At 70.4% G+C, this 16,224-nt stretch carries 12 protein-coding genes; 7 read left to right on the top strand and 5 right to left on the bottom strand.

What is annotated here, in order from left to right:
• Positions 1 to 26: 26 nt before the first annotated feature.
• The 4 genes from CEK69_RS01710 to CEK69_RS01725 form a co-directional block, all read right to left on the bottom strand.
• Positions 27 to 2,924 (bottom strand): TonB-dependent receptor, encoded by a 2,898-nt coding sequence (locus CEK69_RS01710; protein ID WP_152243414.1) that lies wholly within the window; start codon positions 2,922 to 2,924, stop codon positions 27 to 29.
• Positions 2,925 to 3,190: 266 nt separating this feature from the next.
• Positions 3,191 to 4,189, bottom strand: coding sequence for a FecR domain-containing protein (locus CEK69_RS01715; RefSeq protein WP_152243487.1), 999 nt, complete (start codon positions 4,187 to 4,189; stop codon positions 3,191 to 3,193).
• Between the two features lie 65 nt (positions 4,190 to 4,254).
• A complete protein-coding gene (locus CEK69_RS01720) occupies positions 4,255 to 4,779 on the bottom strand; it encodes an RNA polymerase sigma factor (protein WP_193313856.1) in 525 nt (174 codons plus the stop codon).
• A 258-nt stretch (positions 4,780 to 5,037) separates the two neighbouring features.
• Positions 5,038 to 6,762, bottom strand: coding sequence for an IlvD/Edd family dehydratase (locus CEK69_RS01725; RefSeq protein ID WP_152243418.1), 1,725 nt, complete (start codon positions 6,760 to 6,762; stop codon positions 5,038 to 5,040).
• A 174-nt stretch (positions 6,763 to 6,936) separates the two neighbouring features.
• Here CEK69_RS01725 and CEK69_RS01730 point away from each other — a divergent pair, with 174 nt between their 5' ends.
• The gene (locus CEK69_RS01730; RefSeq protein ID WP_152243420.1) at positions 6,937 to 7,734 is read left to right on the top strand and encodes an SDR family oxidoreductase; all 798 of its coding nucleotides are present in this window, start codon (positions 6,937 to 6,939) and stop codon (positions 7,732 to 7,734) included.
• 160 nt (positions 7,735 to 7,894) lie between these two features.
• Here CEK69_RS01730 and CEK69_RS01735 read toward each other — a convergent pair whose 3' ends face one another.
• Entirely contained in the window at positions 7,895 to 8,878 is a 984-nt protein-coding gene (locus CEK69_RS01735; protein ID WP_017915375.1) for a LysR substrate-binding domain-containing protein, read from the bottom strand.
• Between the two features lie 153 nt (positions 8,879 to 9,031).
• Here CEK69_RS01735 and araD1 point away from each other — a divergent pair, with 153 nt between their 5' ends.
• From araD1 to yjfF, 6 genes are all read left to right on the top strand, one after another.
• The gene (araD1, locus tag CEK69_RS01740; protein WP_152243422.1) at positions 9,032 to 10,039 is read left to right on the top strand and encodes an AraD1 family protein; all 1,008 of its coding nucleotides are present in this window, start codon (positions 9,032 to 9,034) and stop codon (positions 10,037 to 10,039) included.
• 18 nt (positions 10,040 to 10,057) lie between these two features.
• Positions 10,058 to 11,497, top strand: a complete 1,440-nt coding sequence (locus CEK69_RS01745; RefSeq protein WP_152243424.1) for an aldehyde dehydrogenase family protein — start codon at positions 10,058 to 10,060, stop codon at positions 11,495 to 11,497.
• Between the two features lie 98 nt (positions 11,498 to 11,595).
• Positions 11,596 to 12,588: an ABC transporter substrate-binding protein gene (locus tag CEK69_RS01750; RefSeq protein ID WP_152243426.1), complete on the top strand. Its 993-nt coding sequence runs from the start codon at positions 11,596 to 11,598 to the stop codon at positions 12,586 to 12,588.
• Positions 12,589 to 12,598: 10 nt separating this feature from the next.
• Positions 12,599 to 14,110 carry a sugar ABC transporter ATP-binding protein gene (locus CEK69_RS01755; RefSeq protein WP_152243428.1) on the top strand — a complete coding sequence of 504 codons (1,512 nt, stop codon included), beginning with the start codon at positions 12,599 to 12,601 and terminating at the stop codon, positions 14,108 to 14,110.
• Positions 14,107 to 15,162 (top strand): ABC transporter permease, encoded by a 1,056-nt coding sequence (locus tag CEK69_RS01760; protein ID WP_152243430.1) that lies wholly within the window; start codon positions 14,107 to 14,109, stop codon positions 15,160 to 15,162. The genes CEK69_RS01755 and CEK69_RS01760 overlap by 4 nt, the downstream gene beginning before the upstream one ends.
• The gene (gene yjfF, locus CEK69_RS01765) at positions 15,159 to 16,184 is read left to right on the top strand and encodes a galactofuranose ABC transporter, permease protein YjfF (RefSeq protein ID WP_152243432.1); all 1,026 of its coding nucleotides are present in this window, start codon (positions 15,159 to 15,161) and stop codon (positions 16,182 to 16,184) included. The genes CEK69_RS01760 and yjfF overlap by 4 nt, the downstream gene beginning before the upstream one ends.
• Positions 16,185 to 16,224 lie beyond the last annotated feature (40 nt).

The raw sequence follows: 16,224 nt of genomic DNA on the forward strand, positions 1-16,224 counted from the left end.
CCGCGCGTGGGCGGCAGCGCGGCGGATCAGAAACGTGCGCGCAAGCCCACCGACCAGGTGCGGCCGTAGTCGGTGTAGCCGCCGAACAGGCGGTCGCCGACGTACTGGCGCTGCACAGCGCCGGTGAGATTGATCGCGTTGACGAACACCGACAGGGTGTCGTTGACCTTCCATGCCACGTTCGCGTCGAGGCTGCCGAACTTGTCGCTGTTGAGCGTGGCGACGTTGGCGGTGCCGACCGCGTTGACGATGTCGTCGCTCCAGCCATAGCTCACCCGCGCCATCAGCGGTCCCTTCTCGTAGAACAGCACCGCGTTGTAGGTGTTCTTGGCCACGCCTTCGAGGCTGTCGGTGAAGGTGCGGCTGCCGTCGCGATAGGTGGCCTCGCTGTCGGTCCAGGTGTAGTTGAGCTGCATGCCCAGCCCGTCCAGCGGCGCCGGCAGGCCGGCGAACACCTGCTGGTAGGCCACTTCCACGCCCTTGACGCTGGCCTGGCTGCCGTTGGTCTTGGACGAGAGCAGGTAGGTCTGGCCCTGGTACTGCAGGTTCGACATCTGGGTCTGGATGAAGCGCGAGATGTCCTTGTAGAACACGCCGCCGGTCAGCGCCGAGGTGCCGTCGATGTACCACTCGAAGGTCAGGTCGTACTGCCACGCCTCGAACGGACGCAGCGACGGATTGCCGCCGCTGGCGGTGAGGATCTCGCCGCTGGAATTGAAGGTGAGCTTGGACGACAGGTCGGTGAGGTCGGGGCGGGTGATGACCTTGGCCGCGGAACTGCGCAGCACCATGTCCTCGCGCACGTCCCAGGCCGCGTTGAACGAGGGCAGTGCGTTGCTGTAGCTGCGTTCGAAGTGCACCGGTTGCGCGCTGCCGTTGACGTCGGCATGGCCGTCGGTGGTCTGCTCGGTGCGCACCAGGCGCACGCCGAGGTTGCCGCGCAGCGCGCGGCCGGCCAGGTCGCCGCCGAAGTCGGCCATCGCATAGGCCGAGCCGATCTTCTCCTTCACCTCGTAGGAGTTCTGCAGGTCGGCGCTGTTCGGCGTGTTGACCAGGTCCGCGGCGGTCGGCCAGGTGCCGAAGAAGCGCGATTCGATCGGGGCCAGCCACTGCCGGGGCAGGTTGCCGTTGGCGTCGGTCAGCATGTCGTCCACCGGCAGCGCGGTGAAGTTGCCCGCCGGGAAGCGCACCCCGGCGATGCTGGTCAGCAGCAGGTCGGCGCGATCGTAGGTGCGCGAGCGCTGCCGGTACTTGGCGCCGAACTTGAGCTCGCGGAAGAAGCCGTCGCCGAGCGCGCGCTTGGCGTCGAGCTGCAGCGCGTCCTCCTTGTCGCGCGCATCGATCTCGCGCCACTCCAGGCGGCGCCCGGCCACGCTGGCCGGGTTGGTCGGGTCGAAGCCGTTGGTGAAGCGCCAGTCGGGCACGTCGTCGCCATCGGCCTGCGGCATGTCCACGCGCATCGACAGGGTGGTGCCGCTGCGCAGGCGCGTGCGCCGGATCGGATCGGAGTCGTAGCTGTGCGCCTGCGAGTGGAACGCCACCGCGCCCAGCGTCCACGCATCGCCGCTCCAGGTGCTGGACAGGCGCGCGCTGCGGTTGTCGTCGGTGATGCCGGAGGTCTCGCGCGAGATCTGCACCTGGCCGTTGCGGTAGTCGAAGCCGGCGACGCCGCCATGCGCCACGCGCAGGTTGCTGAGCTTGGCCAGGCTGTCGAAGCCCACGCCCAGGCTGTATTCGTCGTAGTGCACGGTCTGCTTGGCGTAGAGCAGGTCCAGGTTGGTTTCCCAGGCCGCGCTCGGTTTCCACTGCAGCGAGGCGGCGATGCCGGTGCGTTCGCGCTGCTCCAGTTCCAGCGTCGGGCGCAGGCCGGTGGGCACGTAGTTGGCGCCAGGCACGCCCGGCACGCCGTCGCGGTAGTAGTCCCAGCTCACTTCGTTGACCCGGTCCTGGCGCAGGCTGCGCTGCGCGTAGGCGCCGGACAGCAGCAGGCCGAAGGTGCCGTCGGCGTTGACCCAGTTGAACAGTCCGGACACGCGCGGGTCGTTGGCGTGGGTGCGCTGCGCCTGGCTCGACTCCAGCGACACGTTGGTGAGCGTTTTCCCCAGTTCCAGCGGGCGGAACGTGCGCACGTTGACGATGCCGCCGATCGCGCCTTCGTCCAGGTCCGCGGTGGGGCTCTTGATCACCTCCAGGCCGGCGACCAGTTCCGCCGGCAGGGTGTCGTAGCGGAACTGGCGGCCGGTCTGGCCGGAGGTGCGCACGTTCTCGTTGACCGCCATGGTCTGGCCGTTGAGCGTGGTCACCTGGAAGTTGGGGCCGAGGCCGCGCACGCGCACATACACGCCTTCGCCGCGGTCGCGCACGATCGACACGCCGGGCACGCGCTGCAGCGCTTCGGCCACGTTCTGCGCCGGCAGCTTGCCGATATCCTCGGCGGCGATCACGTCGACCACGCTGTCGGCGTAGCGCTTCTCGCGCAGCGCGGCGCTGAGGCTGCCGGCGTAGCTGCCGAGCACCTGGATGCTGTCCAGTTGCTTGACCGGCGCATCCGCCGACGTCACCGGTGCCGGCGTCGGTGCGGCCGCCATCGCCGCCGGTGCAGTGGCCGCTGTTTCCGCCGGCGCGCTCGCTGCCTCGATCGTCACCGTGGTCGGGGTGAGGAAACGGTAGCGCAGGCCGGTGCCGTCGAGCAGTTGCTGCAGCGCCTGTTCCGGCGCGGCGCCGGCGCGGCTGCCATGGGTCTGCGGGTTGCCGGTGCTGCCGGCGGCATAGACGAACTGCAGGCCGGTCTGCCGCGACAGCGCATTGAGCGCGCGCGCCAGCGGCTGCGCGGGAATCGCCTCGACCGCGATGGGCGCGGTCTGCGCACCGGCGACGCCGGCGTGCAGGGCGAGGGCGATGGAAAGGAACAGGGTGCGGCGCATCGTCGGGTCCTGTGAGAGCGGGGGTGGTGGTGCGCGCGGCATCGCCCATGGGCGTTTGCCTGCGCTGTCCCCGGACTACGAGGCGCGACGACGAAGATCGGGCACCGTTTTTCGATGAATTTTCTGTGACACGTGCGTGGGGGTGCTGGCTTCGCGTGCGCGCACGGATGCGTGCGTGCACGATGCATGTGACGCGCTGATGGCGCGCCGGCCGTCTGGTTTGAAGGATGCGCGCGCCGCGCAGTGCGCGCGACGCAGCTGCCGCGCTACTGCAGGCGCGCCTGTATCGGCGTGCGGCTGCGCACGTGGATGCCGTCGGCGCTGGTGCGCACCTGCAATGTCGGCTGCGCATCCAGGAAGGCGCGCAACGCGGCGACGTCGTCGCCACGCAGGTTGCCGGTCAGCCGCATCGCCCCGGCATCGGCGTCGTCGATCAGCAGGCGGGTGCGGTTGAGTCGGTTGAAATCCTCGGCGACATTGGCCAGCGGTTCGTCGCGGAACACGATGCGGTGTTGCCACCACGCGTGCATCGCGGCGACGTCCTCGTTGCCCAGTTCGACCCGGCCATCGGCGGTGTCGATGCGCGCGCTCTGGCCGGCGCCGAGATCGGCCAGCATCGGCTGCTGCGGCCGATCCTGGCGCCACACCTGCACGCGCCCGGCCGAGACCTCGATGCGCGCCTGGTCGGGGTGCAGGGCGATGTCGAAGGTGGTGCCGATATCTTCCACGCGCAGGCCTCCGGCCTGCACCTGCAGCGGGCGCCGGTCGGCGGCGACTACGAAACTGGCCTGGCCCTGCAGCAACTGCAGCTTTCGGCTCCAGGGGGTCAGCGTGGCGCGTACCTGGGTCTGCGCATTGAGCCGCACCGTGCTGCCGTCGGCCAGTTGCACGCTGCGTTGTTCGCCGAGCGCGGTGCGGTAGGTCTGACTGCGCGGCCAGGCCCAGCCGACCAGCACCGCCACCGCGCACACCGCGGCGGCCGCGGCCAGACGCCAGCGCGGCGCGGCGTGGGCGCGCGCCGCACGCGTTGGCGCTGCCGCTGTCGCGCGCCGCGGCACGGGCAGGGCGATGACGTTGCCGCTCGCCGTGCCATCGGCGGTGTCGTCGCTGGCGAGCAAGGCGTCCACGTCCAGGTCCATGCCGCGCAGCGCCTCGCCGAGTTCGCCGGCCACGCGCTGCATGGCCAGATACTCGCGCAGATGCTGCGGCGAGGCGGTCAGCCAGTCCAGCAACTGCTGTTCCTGTTTCGCGTCCAGCGGCTGCATGCGTTGCACCGCATGCCAGTGCGCGGCATCGGCGATGGCACTGCGCGAAGAGAATGTGCTGTCGTTCACCAGCGGTCTCCGCTCTCGGCCAGCGCGCGGCGGCAGGCCGACAGCCCGCGCACCACATGTTTCTTGACCATGTGCGGCGACACGCCCATGCGTTCGGCGATCTGCTTGTAGCTCAGTCCGTCACGGTACTGCATCACCAGCACCGCGCGGGTGCGCGCGGGCAGTTCGGCGAGCAGGGCCTGCAGGTGCTGCTGGCGCTGCCGCCGGTGTGCGCTGTCTTCCACGTCCTCTCCCGCCGCCAGCAATTGCGAGAACTGCTCCATCTCGTCGATGCGCAGCGGCGCCTGCCGGCGACGCGCGGCCTGTTCGCGCGCCAGGTTATGCGCGACGGTGTACAGATAGGCTTCGGGATTGGCGATGGCCTCGCCCTGCTGCCGATGCGCGCGCAGCAGCCGCAGATAGGTTTCCTGCACCATGTCCTCGGCGTCTTCGCGTGCGCCGCGGCGCACGAAGAAGCCGCGCAGCACCGGGCCGTGTTCCGCGAACATGCGCGCCCATGCGCGTTTGGGGTGAGCCGCCACCGAGCCTGCCTTGTCCCTGGGGTGCGGGGCAGGCTAGAAGCTGCAGATGACGGTTCGGTGACGTGTGGGGGTGGTGCGTGTGGAGCAAGGCGGCGTTCGCCACTTCCTGCGGGAGTCGCCTGTCATGCAGCCGCGACGCGCGACGTGATGTGCGTTCCGATGGCGCAATGCGTCGGGACTGAAGTCCCTCCTACAGTGCGCACGGCGGGCTCGCCGCCGCTCCTGCGAGGGCAAGGTGGATGCATCCCGCCGCGACCGTTAATGCGAATCGCGCGCCACCGCGTCGCCGCTGCCGCCCACCAGGAAATCCAGGTCGGCGCCCAGGTGCGCCTGCTGCACGTGTTCCACGTAGAGCTTGCTCCAGCCGCGCGTCGGCGCCGGTGGCGGGGTCCATTCGCTGCGCCGGCGCAGCAGTTCCTCGTCGCTGACTTCCAGGTGCAGCGCGCGGCCGGGGACGTCGAGTTCGATGATGTCGCCGTCGCGCACCATCGCCAGGGTGCCGCCGGCGGCGGCCTCCGGCGAGGCGTGCAGCACCACGGTGCCGTAGGCGGTGCCGCTCATGCGCGCATCGGAGATGCGCACCATGTCGGTGATGCCGGCGCGCAGCAGCTTCGGCGGCAACGGCATGTTGCCGACCTCGGCCATGCCCGGGTAGCCGCGCGGGCCGCAGTGCTTGAGCACCATGATGCAGTCGGCGTCGATGTCCAGCGCCTCGTCGTCGATGCGCGCCTTGAAGTCCTCGATGCTCTCGAACACCACCGCGCGCCCGCGGTGCCGCAACAGGTGCGGCGAGGCGGCCGACGGCTTGATTACCGCACCGTCCGGCGCCAGGTTGCCGCGCAACACGGCGATGCCGGCCTCCGCGCGCACCGGCGCGTCCAGCGGGTGGATCACCTCGCGGTTCCAGCACGGCGCCTGCGCCACGTTCTCGCCCAGGCTGCGACCGTTGACGGTGCGCGCGTCCAGCGCCAGTTCGCTGCCGAGTTCGCGCATCACCGCCGGCAGCCCGCCGGCATAGTAGAAGTCTTCCATCAGGTACTGGCCGGACGGTTTGAGGTTCACCAGGCACGGCAGCCGCGAGCCGAGCCGGTCCCAGTCGTCCAACTGCAGCGGCACGCCCACGCGGCCGGCCAGGGCGAGCAGGTGCAGCACCGCGTTGGTGGAGCCGCCGATCGCCGCATTGACCTTGATCGCGTTGGCGAAGGCGTCGGCAGTGAGGATCTGCGACATGCGCAGATCCTCTTCCACCATCTGCACGATGCGCCGCCCGCTGAGCCGCGCCAGCCGCGCGCGGCGCGCATCCACCGCCGGGATCGCGGCGTTCTCCGGCAGCGACATGCCCAGCGCCTCGACCATGCTGGCCATGGTCGAGGCGGTGCCCATGGTCATGCAACTGCCCTTGGAGCGCTGCATGCAGGCCTCGGCCTCGACGAAGTCGTCCTGGCTCAGGGTGCCGGCGCGGACCATCTCCGACATCTCGATCACGCCGGTGCCCGAGCCCAGCGGTTGCCCGCGCCAGTTGCCCGACAGCGACGGCCCGCCGGACACGCCGATGGTCGGCAGGTCCACGCTGGCCGCGCCCATCAGCAAGGACGGGGTGGTCTTGTCGCAGCCCATCAGCAGCACCACGCCGTCCAGCGGATTGGCGCGGATCGATTCCTCCACGTCCATGCTGGCGAGGTTGCGGAACAACATCGCGGTGGGGCGCATCTGCGTCTCGCCCAGCGACATCACCGGGAACTCCAGCGGGAACCCGCCGGCCTCGTACACGCCCTTTTTGACGTGTTCGGCCAGTTCGCGCAGGTGGCCGTTGCACGGGGTCAGTTCCGACCAGGTGTTGCAGATGCCGATCACCGGGCGGCCATCGAACATGTCGTGCGGATGGCCGGCGCTCTTGAGCCAGCTGCGGTAGTAGAAGCCCTGCTTGCCTTCGCGCCCGAACCACGCCTGGCTGCGGCGCGGCGGTTTGCTGGGTGAGCCCATGTCGGCGGATTCCTCGAGTCCAGGACGCCGGGATCCGCCTTGTGCGCAAGCCGCCCCCGGATGCTTTACGCCGGGGATGCTAGCGGGCATATTGATACGTGAAAAATAGCAAATATCTCCAAATGGATATTTGTTTTCATATATCGAAATCCTATCCACCTAGAGCGAAACGGCATGGACAACTCGGCAAGCGCAGCGCCTTCCTCCCTCGGCAACGCAACCTACGGCAGCCTGCACGGGCGCCGCGTCTTCATCACCGGCGGCGGTTCCGGCATCGGCGCCGCGCTGGTCGAGGCCTTCGCCGCGCAGGGCGCGCAGGTGGCCTTCGTCGACGTCGCGGCCGAGGCCAGCGCCGCGCTGGCCGAGCGGCTGGCCGCGTCCGGCCTGACCGCGCCGTGGTGGCGTCGCTGCGACGTCACCGACGTGGCCGCGCTGCAGGCGGCGATCGGCGAGGCGGCGGCCGAGCTGGGCGACTTCCACGTGCTGCTCAACAACGTCGGCAGCGACGACCGCCATGCGCTGGAGGCGGTGACCCCGGAGTACTGGGAGCGCTGCGTGTCGATCAACCAGCGTGCGGCGTTCTTCGCCATCCAGGCGGTGGTGCCGGGCATGCAGCGGCTGGGCGGCGGTTCCATCGTCAACCTCGGCTCCACCGGCTGGCAGAGCAAGACCGGCGGCTACCCGGTGTACGCCACCGCCAAGTCCTCGGTGAACGGCCTGACCCGCGGCCTGGCCCGCGACCTGGGCGCGGCGCGGATCCGCATCAACGTGCTGACCCCGGGCTGGGTGATGACCGAACGCCAGGTCACCCTGTGGCTGGACGAGGCCGGCGAGCGCGAACTGGCGCGCAACCAGTGCCTGCCTGACAAGGTGATGCCCGAGGACATCGCGCGCATGGCGCTGTTCCTGGCCTCGGACGAGGCGCGCGCGATCACCGCGCAGGAGTTCGTGGTGGACGGCGGCTGGACCTGAGCGCGGTCGCGCGGCTGGGCGTCGCGGGGGCACCGGTTCGGGCAGGGCAACAGCGGAGGCGGTATCCGGCTTCGCTCGTCGGGGCTGAAGCCCCTCCCACAAACAGCCGGGCGCTGCTGCTGGGCGGCGCGTTGTGGGAGGGACTTCAGTTCCGACGCGATCAGCCGTCCGCAGGCAGCGACGGCGGGGTCGCCGTCACGGCGACGCCGTAGACCGTCGCCGCCGCCTCCTGCAGCGCCTGCAGCACGATCCGCGCACCCGGCGACAGCAGCCAGTCGCGGCGGGTGATCAGGCCGAAGGCGTCCATGCGGCAGGACAGCGCCACCGGCACGATCGCCACGCTGCCGTGGTCGGCGAAATGCCGGGCCACGTCCTCGGGCACCACCGCCAGCGCGTCGCCATGCCGCAGCAACTGCGGCAGCACCACCAGCGCCGAGGTCTCGATCACCCGCTTGGGCGCCTCCAGCCCGGCGTTCTGGAACATCAGTTCGAAGCGGTGGCGCAACACGCTGCCGTCCGGCGGCACGATCCACGGTGCCTCGGCCAGCACCGCCAGCGTCGGCGCCGGCGCCGCCAGCAGCGGATGGCCGGGGCGGGCGATGGCGCAGACCTTTTCCTCGGCCAGTGCCTGGTAGTGCAGGTGGCGCTTGTCGTGCCGCGCGAACAGACGCGCCACCACGATGTCCAGTTTGTTCTGCGCCAGTTGCTCCAGCAGCACGTCGCTGCCGTCCACACGCAGGCTCACCCGCAGCAGCGGATGCTGCGCGCCGACCTGGGCCAGCGCGGACGGCAGCAGGCTCATCGCCGGCCCGGCGATCGCGCCGACGGCCACGCTGCCTGCATAGCCGGCCTTCAGCGCCTCGATCTCGGCGCCGGCCTCGCCGAGGCTGGCCAGGGCGATGCGCGCGTGGCGGATCATCGCCTCGCCGTACCAGGTGGCGCGCATGCCGCGCGGCAGGCGCTCGAACAGCGGCACCGCCAGCATGTCCTCCAGGTCCTTGAGCAGCTTGGAGGCGGCCGGCTGCGACATGTTCAAGGTCTCGGCGGCGCGGTGGATGTTGCCTTCCTCCTCGATCGCCAGCAGCAGCATCAATTGCCGGGTCTTCAGGCGGGCGCGGACGAACCAGGGCGGGGCGGCGGGCATGGCGCTCAGAGTGATATGAATGTTCGTATACGTTAAGCCAAAACCGATATTTGTTGCATATAGGTCGTCCGGCCAGAATAGCGACGAGCGCTTCGCGTCGCGCCTGTCCCGCGTCGCGCGCTGCGCGCCCGCATTCCGACAGGCGACCGATGCATGCGATTGATCCAGTTGCTCGATGACGCCGGGACGCCCGGCGTCGGTGTGGTGGAAGACGATGGCCGCCAGGTGCGGCTGCTGCGCGAGGTGGCGTCCACCTATGCGCTGGCCAACGCGGCGCTGGCCGCCGGCGCCAGCCTGGAGGCGCAGGCGCATCAGCTGCGCGGCGAGCGCGTGCTCGACTACGCCGCGCTGCTGGCGGCCGGCCGGGTGCTGCCGCCGCTGACTCATCCAGACCCGGCGCATTGCCGCGTCACCGGCACCGGCCTGACCCACCTGGGCAGCGCCGCCACCCGCGATGCCATGCACCAGAACCTGCAGCAGCAGGCGGCGCAGGGCACGCTCACCGATTCGATGAAGATCTTCCAGCTCGGTGTGGACGGCGGCATCCCGCGCGGCGGCCAGCCCGGCGCGCAGCCGGAATGGTTCTACAAGGGCGACGGCAGCACTCTGGTCGCGCCGGGCGCGCCGCTGCCATCGCCGGACTTCGCCCTGGATGGCGGCGAGGAGCCGGAACTGGTCGGGCTGTACGTTATCGGCGCCGACGGTGTGCCGTACCGGCTCGGCTTCGCGCTGGGCAACGAGTTCTCCGACCACGTCACCGAGCGCCAGAACTACCTGTACCTGGCCCATTCCAAGCTGCGCGCCTGCGCGGTCGGCCCGGAACTGCGCTGCGGCCCGTTGCCGCGCGACCTGCGCGGGCACAGCCGCATCCGCCGCGGCGACGCGGTGATCTGGGAGAAGCCCTTCGTCACCGGCGAGGCCAACATGTGCCATTCGCTGGCCAATCTCGAGTACCACCATTTCAAGTACGCCGCGCACCGCGTGCCCGGCGACGTGCACCTGCATTTCTTCGGCACCGCCACGCTGAGCTTCGCAGATGGCGTGCAGGCGCAGCCCGGCGACCGCTTCGAGATCGAACTGGCCGAGTTCGGCGCGGCGCTGGTCAATCCCTTGCAGCGCGTCGACAGCGGATTCGCCCTGGGCGGCGTGCGCGCGCTGTAGAACCGCACGGAGGTAGGCATGACCCGACGTTTCCAGAGCTACCTCGACGGCCGCTGGGTGGCCGGCGACGACCTCGCCCCCGACGAGAATCCGTCCGACCTGTCGGCACCGGTCGGCGAAGCCGGCAGCCTCGACGCGGCCACGGTGCGCGAGGCGATCGCCGCGGCCAACGCGGCGCAGTCGGCGTGGGCTGCGAGCACCCCGCAGCAGCGCGCCGACGCGCTGGACGCGGTCGGCAGCGAGATCCTGGCGCGCAAGCAGGAACTGGGCGCGCTGCTGGCCTCGGAAGAGGGCAAGACCTTGCCGGAGAGCATCGGCGAGGCGGCGCGCGCAGGGCAGATCTTCAAGTTCTTCGCTGGCGAGGCCCTGCGCATTCCCGGCGAGACGCTGGCCTCCACCCGGCCCGGGGTCAACGTCGAGATCACCCGCGAGCCGGTCGGCACGGTCGGCATCATCGCGCCGTGGAATTTTCCGCTGGCGATCCCGGCGTGGAAGATCGCGCCGGCGCTGGCCTACGGCAACACCGTGGTGTTCAAGCCGGCGGAGATCGTGCCCGGCTGTGCCTGGGCGCTGGCCGAGATCCTCAGCCGCGCCGGCCTGCCAAACGGCGCGTTCAACCTGGTGCTCGGCAGCGGCAGCACGGTCGGTCAGGCGCTGGTCGCCGAGCGCGGCATCGATGCGCTGAGCTTCACCGGCTCGGTGCCCACCGGCAACCGGTTGCTGCGCCAGGCCGCCGAGCGCGGGCTGAAGATCCAGTTGGAGATGGGCGGCAAGAATCCGCTGGTGGTGCTGGCCGATGCCGACCTGGACCTGGCGGCGGAGATCGCGGTCAACGGCGCCTACTTCTCCACTGGACAGCGCTGCACCGCCTCGAGCCGGCTGATCGTCGAACGCGCGGTGCACGACGAGTTCGTCGCGCGGGTGCGCACCCGCCTGGCCGCGCTGAAGATCGGCCATGCGCTGGAGCCGGGTGTGGACATCGGCCCGGTCGCCAGCGCCAGCCAGTTCGAACAGGATCGCGACTACCTGCGCATCGCCCGCGAGGAAGGCGCCGAACTGCTCTACGGTGGCGAGGCGCTGGAGTGCGCGCACCGCGGCTACTACCTGCGCCCGGCGCTGGTGGCCGCGCAGTCGCAGCACCGCATCGCCCGCGAGGAGGTGTTCGGCCCGGTCGCCGCGGTACTGGTGGCCGACGACTACGAGCACGCGCTGGCCTTGGCCAACGACACCGAGTTCGGCCTGTGCGCCGGCATCGCCACGCGCTCGCTGAAGCACGCCACGCATTTCAAGCGGCATGCGCAGGCGGGCATGGTGATGGTCAACCTGCCCACTGCCGGCGTCGACCCGCACGTGCCGTTCGGCGGACGCAAGGCCTCCAGCTACGGCCCGCGCGAGCAGGGCCGGTATGCGGTGGAGTTCTACACCACGGTCAAGACGGCTTACACATCCGCACCATGAACTGATCGAATCAGCGCACGCCGGCCTGGGAGGGTGGGCGGCGCGTCGCGGCCCCCGGGCCGCGTCCGCCGCCAGCGTGCCATCAACGAGGAGGGGCTATGCACAAGCACACGTCGGGAATGCGGGCGCTGGGAATCGCGGCACTGCTGGGGATGGCGCTGGCCGCGTGTTCCGGCGGCGGCAAGGACGCCGGCAAGGCGCCCGGGCAACTCACCGTCGGTTTCAGCCAGGTCGGCGCCGAGAGCGAATGGCGCACTGCCAACACCGCCTCGATCAAGCAGGCCGTCGCCGATGCCGGCATGACGCTGAAGTTCTCCGACGCGCAGCAGAAGCAGGAAAACCAGATCAAGGCGCTGCGCTCGTTCATCGCCCAGCGCGTGGACGTGATCGCGTTTTCGCCGGTGGTGGAGTCGGGTTGGGAGACGGTGCTGCGCGAGGCCAAGGCCGCGAAGATCCCGGTGGTGCTGACCGACCGCGCGGTGAAGGTGTCCGACGACAGCCTGTACGTGACCCTGATCGGTTCGGATTTCGTCGAGGAAGGGCGCAAGGCGGCGCGCTGGCTGGTCGAGCGTTCGCCGCTGAAGGACGGCGACAAGCCGGTGCGCATCGTCGAACTGCAGGGCACCGTCGGCTCGGCGCCGGCGATCGATCGCATGAAGGGCTTCAAGGAGATCCTGGCGGCGCATCCGCGCTTCCAGATCGTGCGCTCGCAAAGCGGCGATTTCACCCGCGCCAAGGGCAAGGAAGTGATGGAGGCGTTCCTGAAGTCGGAGGGACGCAACATCGACGTGCTCTACGCGCATAACGACGACATGGCGATCGGCGCGATCCAGGCGATCGAGGAAGCCGGGATGAAGCCGGGCAAGGACATCCTGGTGATCTCGGTGGACGGGGTGAAGGGCGCGTTCGAGGCGATGCAGGCCGGCAAGCTCAACGTCACCGTCGAATGCAATCCGCTGCTGGGCCCGCAACTGGTGCAGGCCATCCGCGACCTCAAGGCCGGCAAGCCGCTGCCCAAGCGCATCGTGGTGGAGGAGTCGGTGTACACCCAGGACCAGGCCGCGGCCGAACTGCCCAAGCGCAAGTACTGAGGCCGCGCGCATGCATCCGCTGGTGCTGGAGGCGCAGGGACTGAGCAAGGCCTATGCCGGCGTGGCCGCGCTGGAGGACGTGGCGCTGCGTTTGCGCGGCGGCGAGATCCACGCGTTGATGGGCCAGAACGGCGCCGGCAAGTCGACCCTGATCAAGCTGCTTACCGGCGTGACCGCCGCCGACGCCGGGCGCATCGCGCTGGACGGCGCGGTGGTCGCGCCGGCGTCGCCGCAGCAGGCGCAACGGCTCGGCATCAGCACCGTGTACCAGGAAGTGAACCTGTGCCCGAACCTGTCGGTGGCCGAGAACCTGTTCGCCGGCCGCTACCCGCTGCGCGGCTGGCTGCGGCGCATCGACTGGCGCCGGGTCGAGCGCGAGGCCGAGGCCGGCCTGCAGCGTTTGGGCATCGCCATCGATGTGCGGCGCGCGCTGGGCAGCTATCCGGTGGCGGTGCAGCAGATGGTGGCGATCGCGCGCGCGGTCGGCGTGTCGGCGCGGGTGCTGATCCTCGATGAACCCACTTCCAGCCTCGATGAAGGCGAGGTGGCCGAACTGTTCCGGGTGATGCGCGCGCTGCGCGATGGCGGCATGGCGATCCTGTTCGTCACCCACTTCCTGGACCAGGTGTACGCGGTGGCCGACCGCATCAGCGTGCTGCGCAACGGCCGCCTGGTCGGCGAATACACACCGGCGGAATTGCCGGCGCCGCAACTGGTCGCGGCGATGGTCGGGCGCGCGCTCGACCCGGCCAGCGCCGCGGCCGCCGCGGTGCGCGTGGCCGCGCCCGAGGACGCTGCGCCGCTGCTGCAGGCGCAGGGCCTGGCCCGGCGCGGCCAGTTGCAGCCGGTCGACCTGCAACTGCGCCAAGGCCAAGTGCTGGGCCTGGCCGGTCTGCTCGGCGCCGGCCGCACCGAACTGGCGCGGTTGCTGTTCGGGCTGGACCGTGCCGATCGCGGCCGCGTGGCGATCGACGGCCGCGACGTGGCGCTGCGCGGCCCGCCCGACGCGATCGCCCACGGCCTGGCGCTGTGCCCGGAAGAACGCAAGACCGAGGGCATCGTCGCCGAACTGTCGGTGCGCGAGAACATCGTGCTGGCGCTGCAGGCGCGCATGGGCCTGCGCCGGTTCCTGGCGCCGGCCGAGCAGCTGCGCATCGCGCAGGGCTATGTGGACGTGCTGGGCATCAAGACCGCCAGCCTGGAGACGCCGGTGGGGCTGCTGTCCGGCGGCAACCAGCAGAAGGTGGTGCTGGCGCGCTGGCTGGCGACGCGGCCGCGGCTGCTGATCCTCGACGAACCCACGCGCGGCATCGACATCGCCGCCAAGCAGGAGATCATGACCCGGATCCTGGCCTTGGCCCGCGAGGGCATGGCGGTACTGTTCATCTCCGCCGAGGTCGCCGAGCTCGCGCGCATCGCCGACCGCATCGCGGTGCTGCGCGAACGCCGCCTGGTCGGCGAACTGCCCGGCGGCTGCGGCGAGCGCGCGATCTTCGAGCTGATCGCCGGGAGCGCGGCATGAGCGCCACCGCCACGCCCGACACCACCGCATCGCGCTGGTCGGCGCGGCTGCGCGCGCATCCGTTGTTCTGGCCGCTGGCGACGCTGGCGGTGCTGCTGCTCGGCAATGGCCTGTGCGACCCGGGCTTCCTGAGCCTGCAATGGCGCGACGGCCACCTGTACGGCAGCCTGGTCGACATCGGTAACCGTGCCGCACCGCTGGCGCTGGTGGCGATGGGCATGACCCTGGTGATTGCGGTGCGCGGCCTGGACATCTCGGTCGGCGCGGTGGTGGCGATCGCCGCGACGGTAGCGGCGTGGATGATCGGCGGCGGCGAACACAGCCGCTTCCCGCTGTGGGCGGTGCTGCTGGCGCCGCTGCTGGTGGCGGCGCTGTGCGGGCTGTGGAACGGGCTGCTGGTGGTCAAGGTCGGCATGCAGCCGATCATCGCCACGCTGATCCTGATGGTGGCCGGGCGCGGCATCGCGCAGCTGATCGGCGACGGGCAGATCCTCACCATCTACTACGCGCCGTATTTCTACCTGGGCAACGGCTTTCTGCTCGGCCTGCCGTTCGCCCTGTTCGTGGTCGCGGCGGTGTTCGCGGCCTTGCAACTGCTGCTGGGGCGCACCGCGCTGGGGCTGTTCGTGCGCGCCATCGGCCACAACCCGCGCGCGGCGCGGGTGGCCGGCGTGCGTGCGCGGCTGATCGCGGTGCTGCTGTACGTGTTCTGCGCGTTCAGCGCCGGCCTGGCCGGGTTGCTGATCAGCTCCAACGTCAAGAGCGCCGACGCCAACAACGCCGGGCAATTGATGGAACTGGACGCGATCCTCGCGGTCACCCTCGGCGGCACGCTGCTCGATGGCGGCCGCTTCAGCCTGGCCGGCAGCGTGATCGGCGCGCTGATCATCCAGACCCTGACCGCGACCATCTACGCCTTCGGCGTGCCGGCGCAGGTGACCATGCTGATCAAGGCATTGCTGGTGTTCGCGGTGATGCTGCTGCAATCGCCGCGCTTCCGCGCCCACCTGCGCGGCTGGATCCGGCGGCCGCCGCCGCAGGTGCGGCCATGAGCGCGGCGGCTCCACGCCCGGTTGGGTCCGGCCTGCGCAAGGCGGCGGGCGTGCTGCAGGGCGCCCGCCTGCCGCTGGCGATCACCGTGGCGCTGTTCGTGGCCATGCTCGCGGCCGGCGGCGTGCTCTACGACGGCTTCCTGGCGCCGCAGGTGCTGGCCAATCTGCTGATCGACAACGCCTTCCTGTGCATTGCCGCGGTGGGGATGAGCCTGGTGATCCTCAGCGGCGGCATCGACCTGTCGGTGGGCGCGGTGCTGGCGTTCACCACCGTGCTGTCGGCATCGCTGGTCGAGCGCCACGGCTGGTCGCCCCTGGCGGCGATCCCGCTGGTGCTGCTGCTCGGCAGCGTCTTCGGTGCGTTCATGGGCCTGCTGATCCAGCGCTACCGCCTGCAGCCGTTCGTGGTGACCCTGGCCGGCATGTTCCTGGCGCGCGGCGCCAGTTACCTGATCAGCGTCGATTCGATCCCGATCACCGACCCGCTGTACACCGCGATCGCGCAGGCGCGGCTGCCGCTGGGCGGCGACGCGTCGCTGTCGATCGGTGCGTTGATCGCGCTGGCGACGGTGGCGCTGGGCATGTGGCTGACCCAATGCACCCGTTTCGGCCGCTGCGTGTACGCGCTCGGCGGCAGCGAGGCCTCGGCGCGGCTGATGGGCCTGCCGGTGGAGGCGACGCAGGTGCGCGTCTACGCCTTCAGCGGCTTCTGCTCGGCGCTGGCCGGGGTGGTGTGCACGTTCTACATGCTGTCCGGCTACAGCCTGCATGCGCAGGGCCTGGAACTGGACGCCATCGCCGCGGTGGTGATCGGCGGCACGCTGCTGGCCGGCGGCAGCGGCTATGTGATCGGGACTCTGTTCGGCGTGCTGATCCTGGGCGCGATCCAGACCCTGATCGTGTTCGACGGCACGCTCAGCTCGTGGTGGACGCGCATCGTGATCGGCGGCCTGTTGCTGCTGTTCTGCCTGCTGCAGCGACTGCTGACCCGGCGCCTGCCGCAGGGTGCGGCGAGCGCGTGAGCGGCACGGCGGCGTAGAATTCGGCAACCGCAACCGGAGC

Origin of the sequence: Xanthomonas sp. LMG 12462 (assembly GCF_009192885.1) — a bacterium.
Taxonomy (GTDB): domain Bacteria; phylum Pseudomonadota; class Gammaproteobacteria; order Xanthomonadales; family Xanthomonadaceae; genus Xanthomonas_A; species Xanthomonas_A sontii.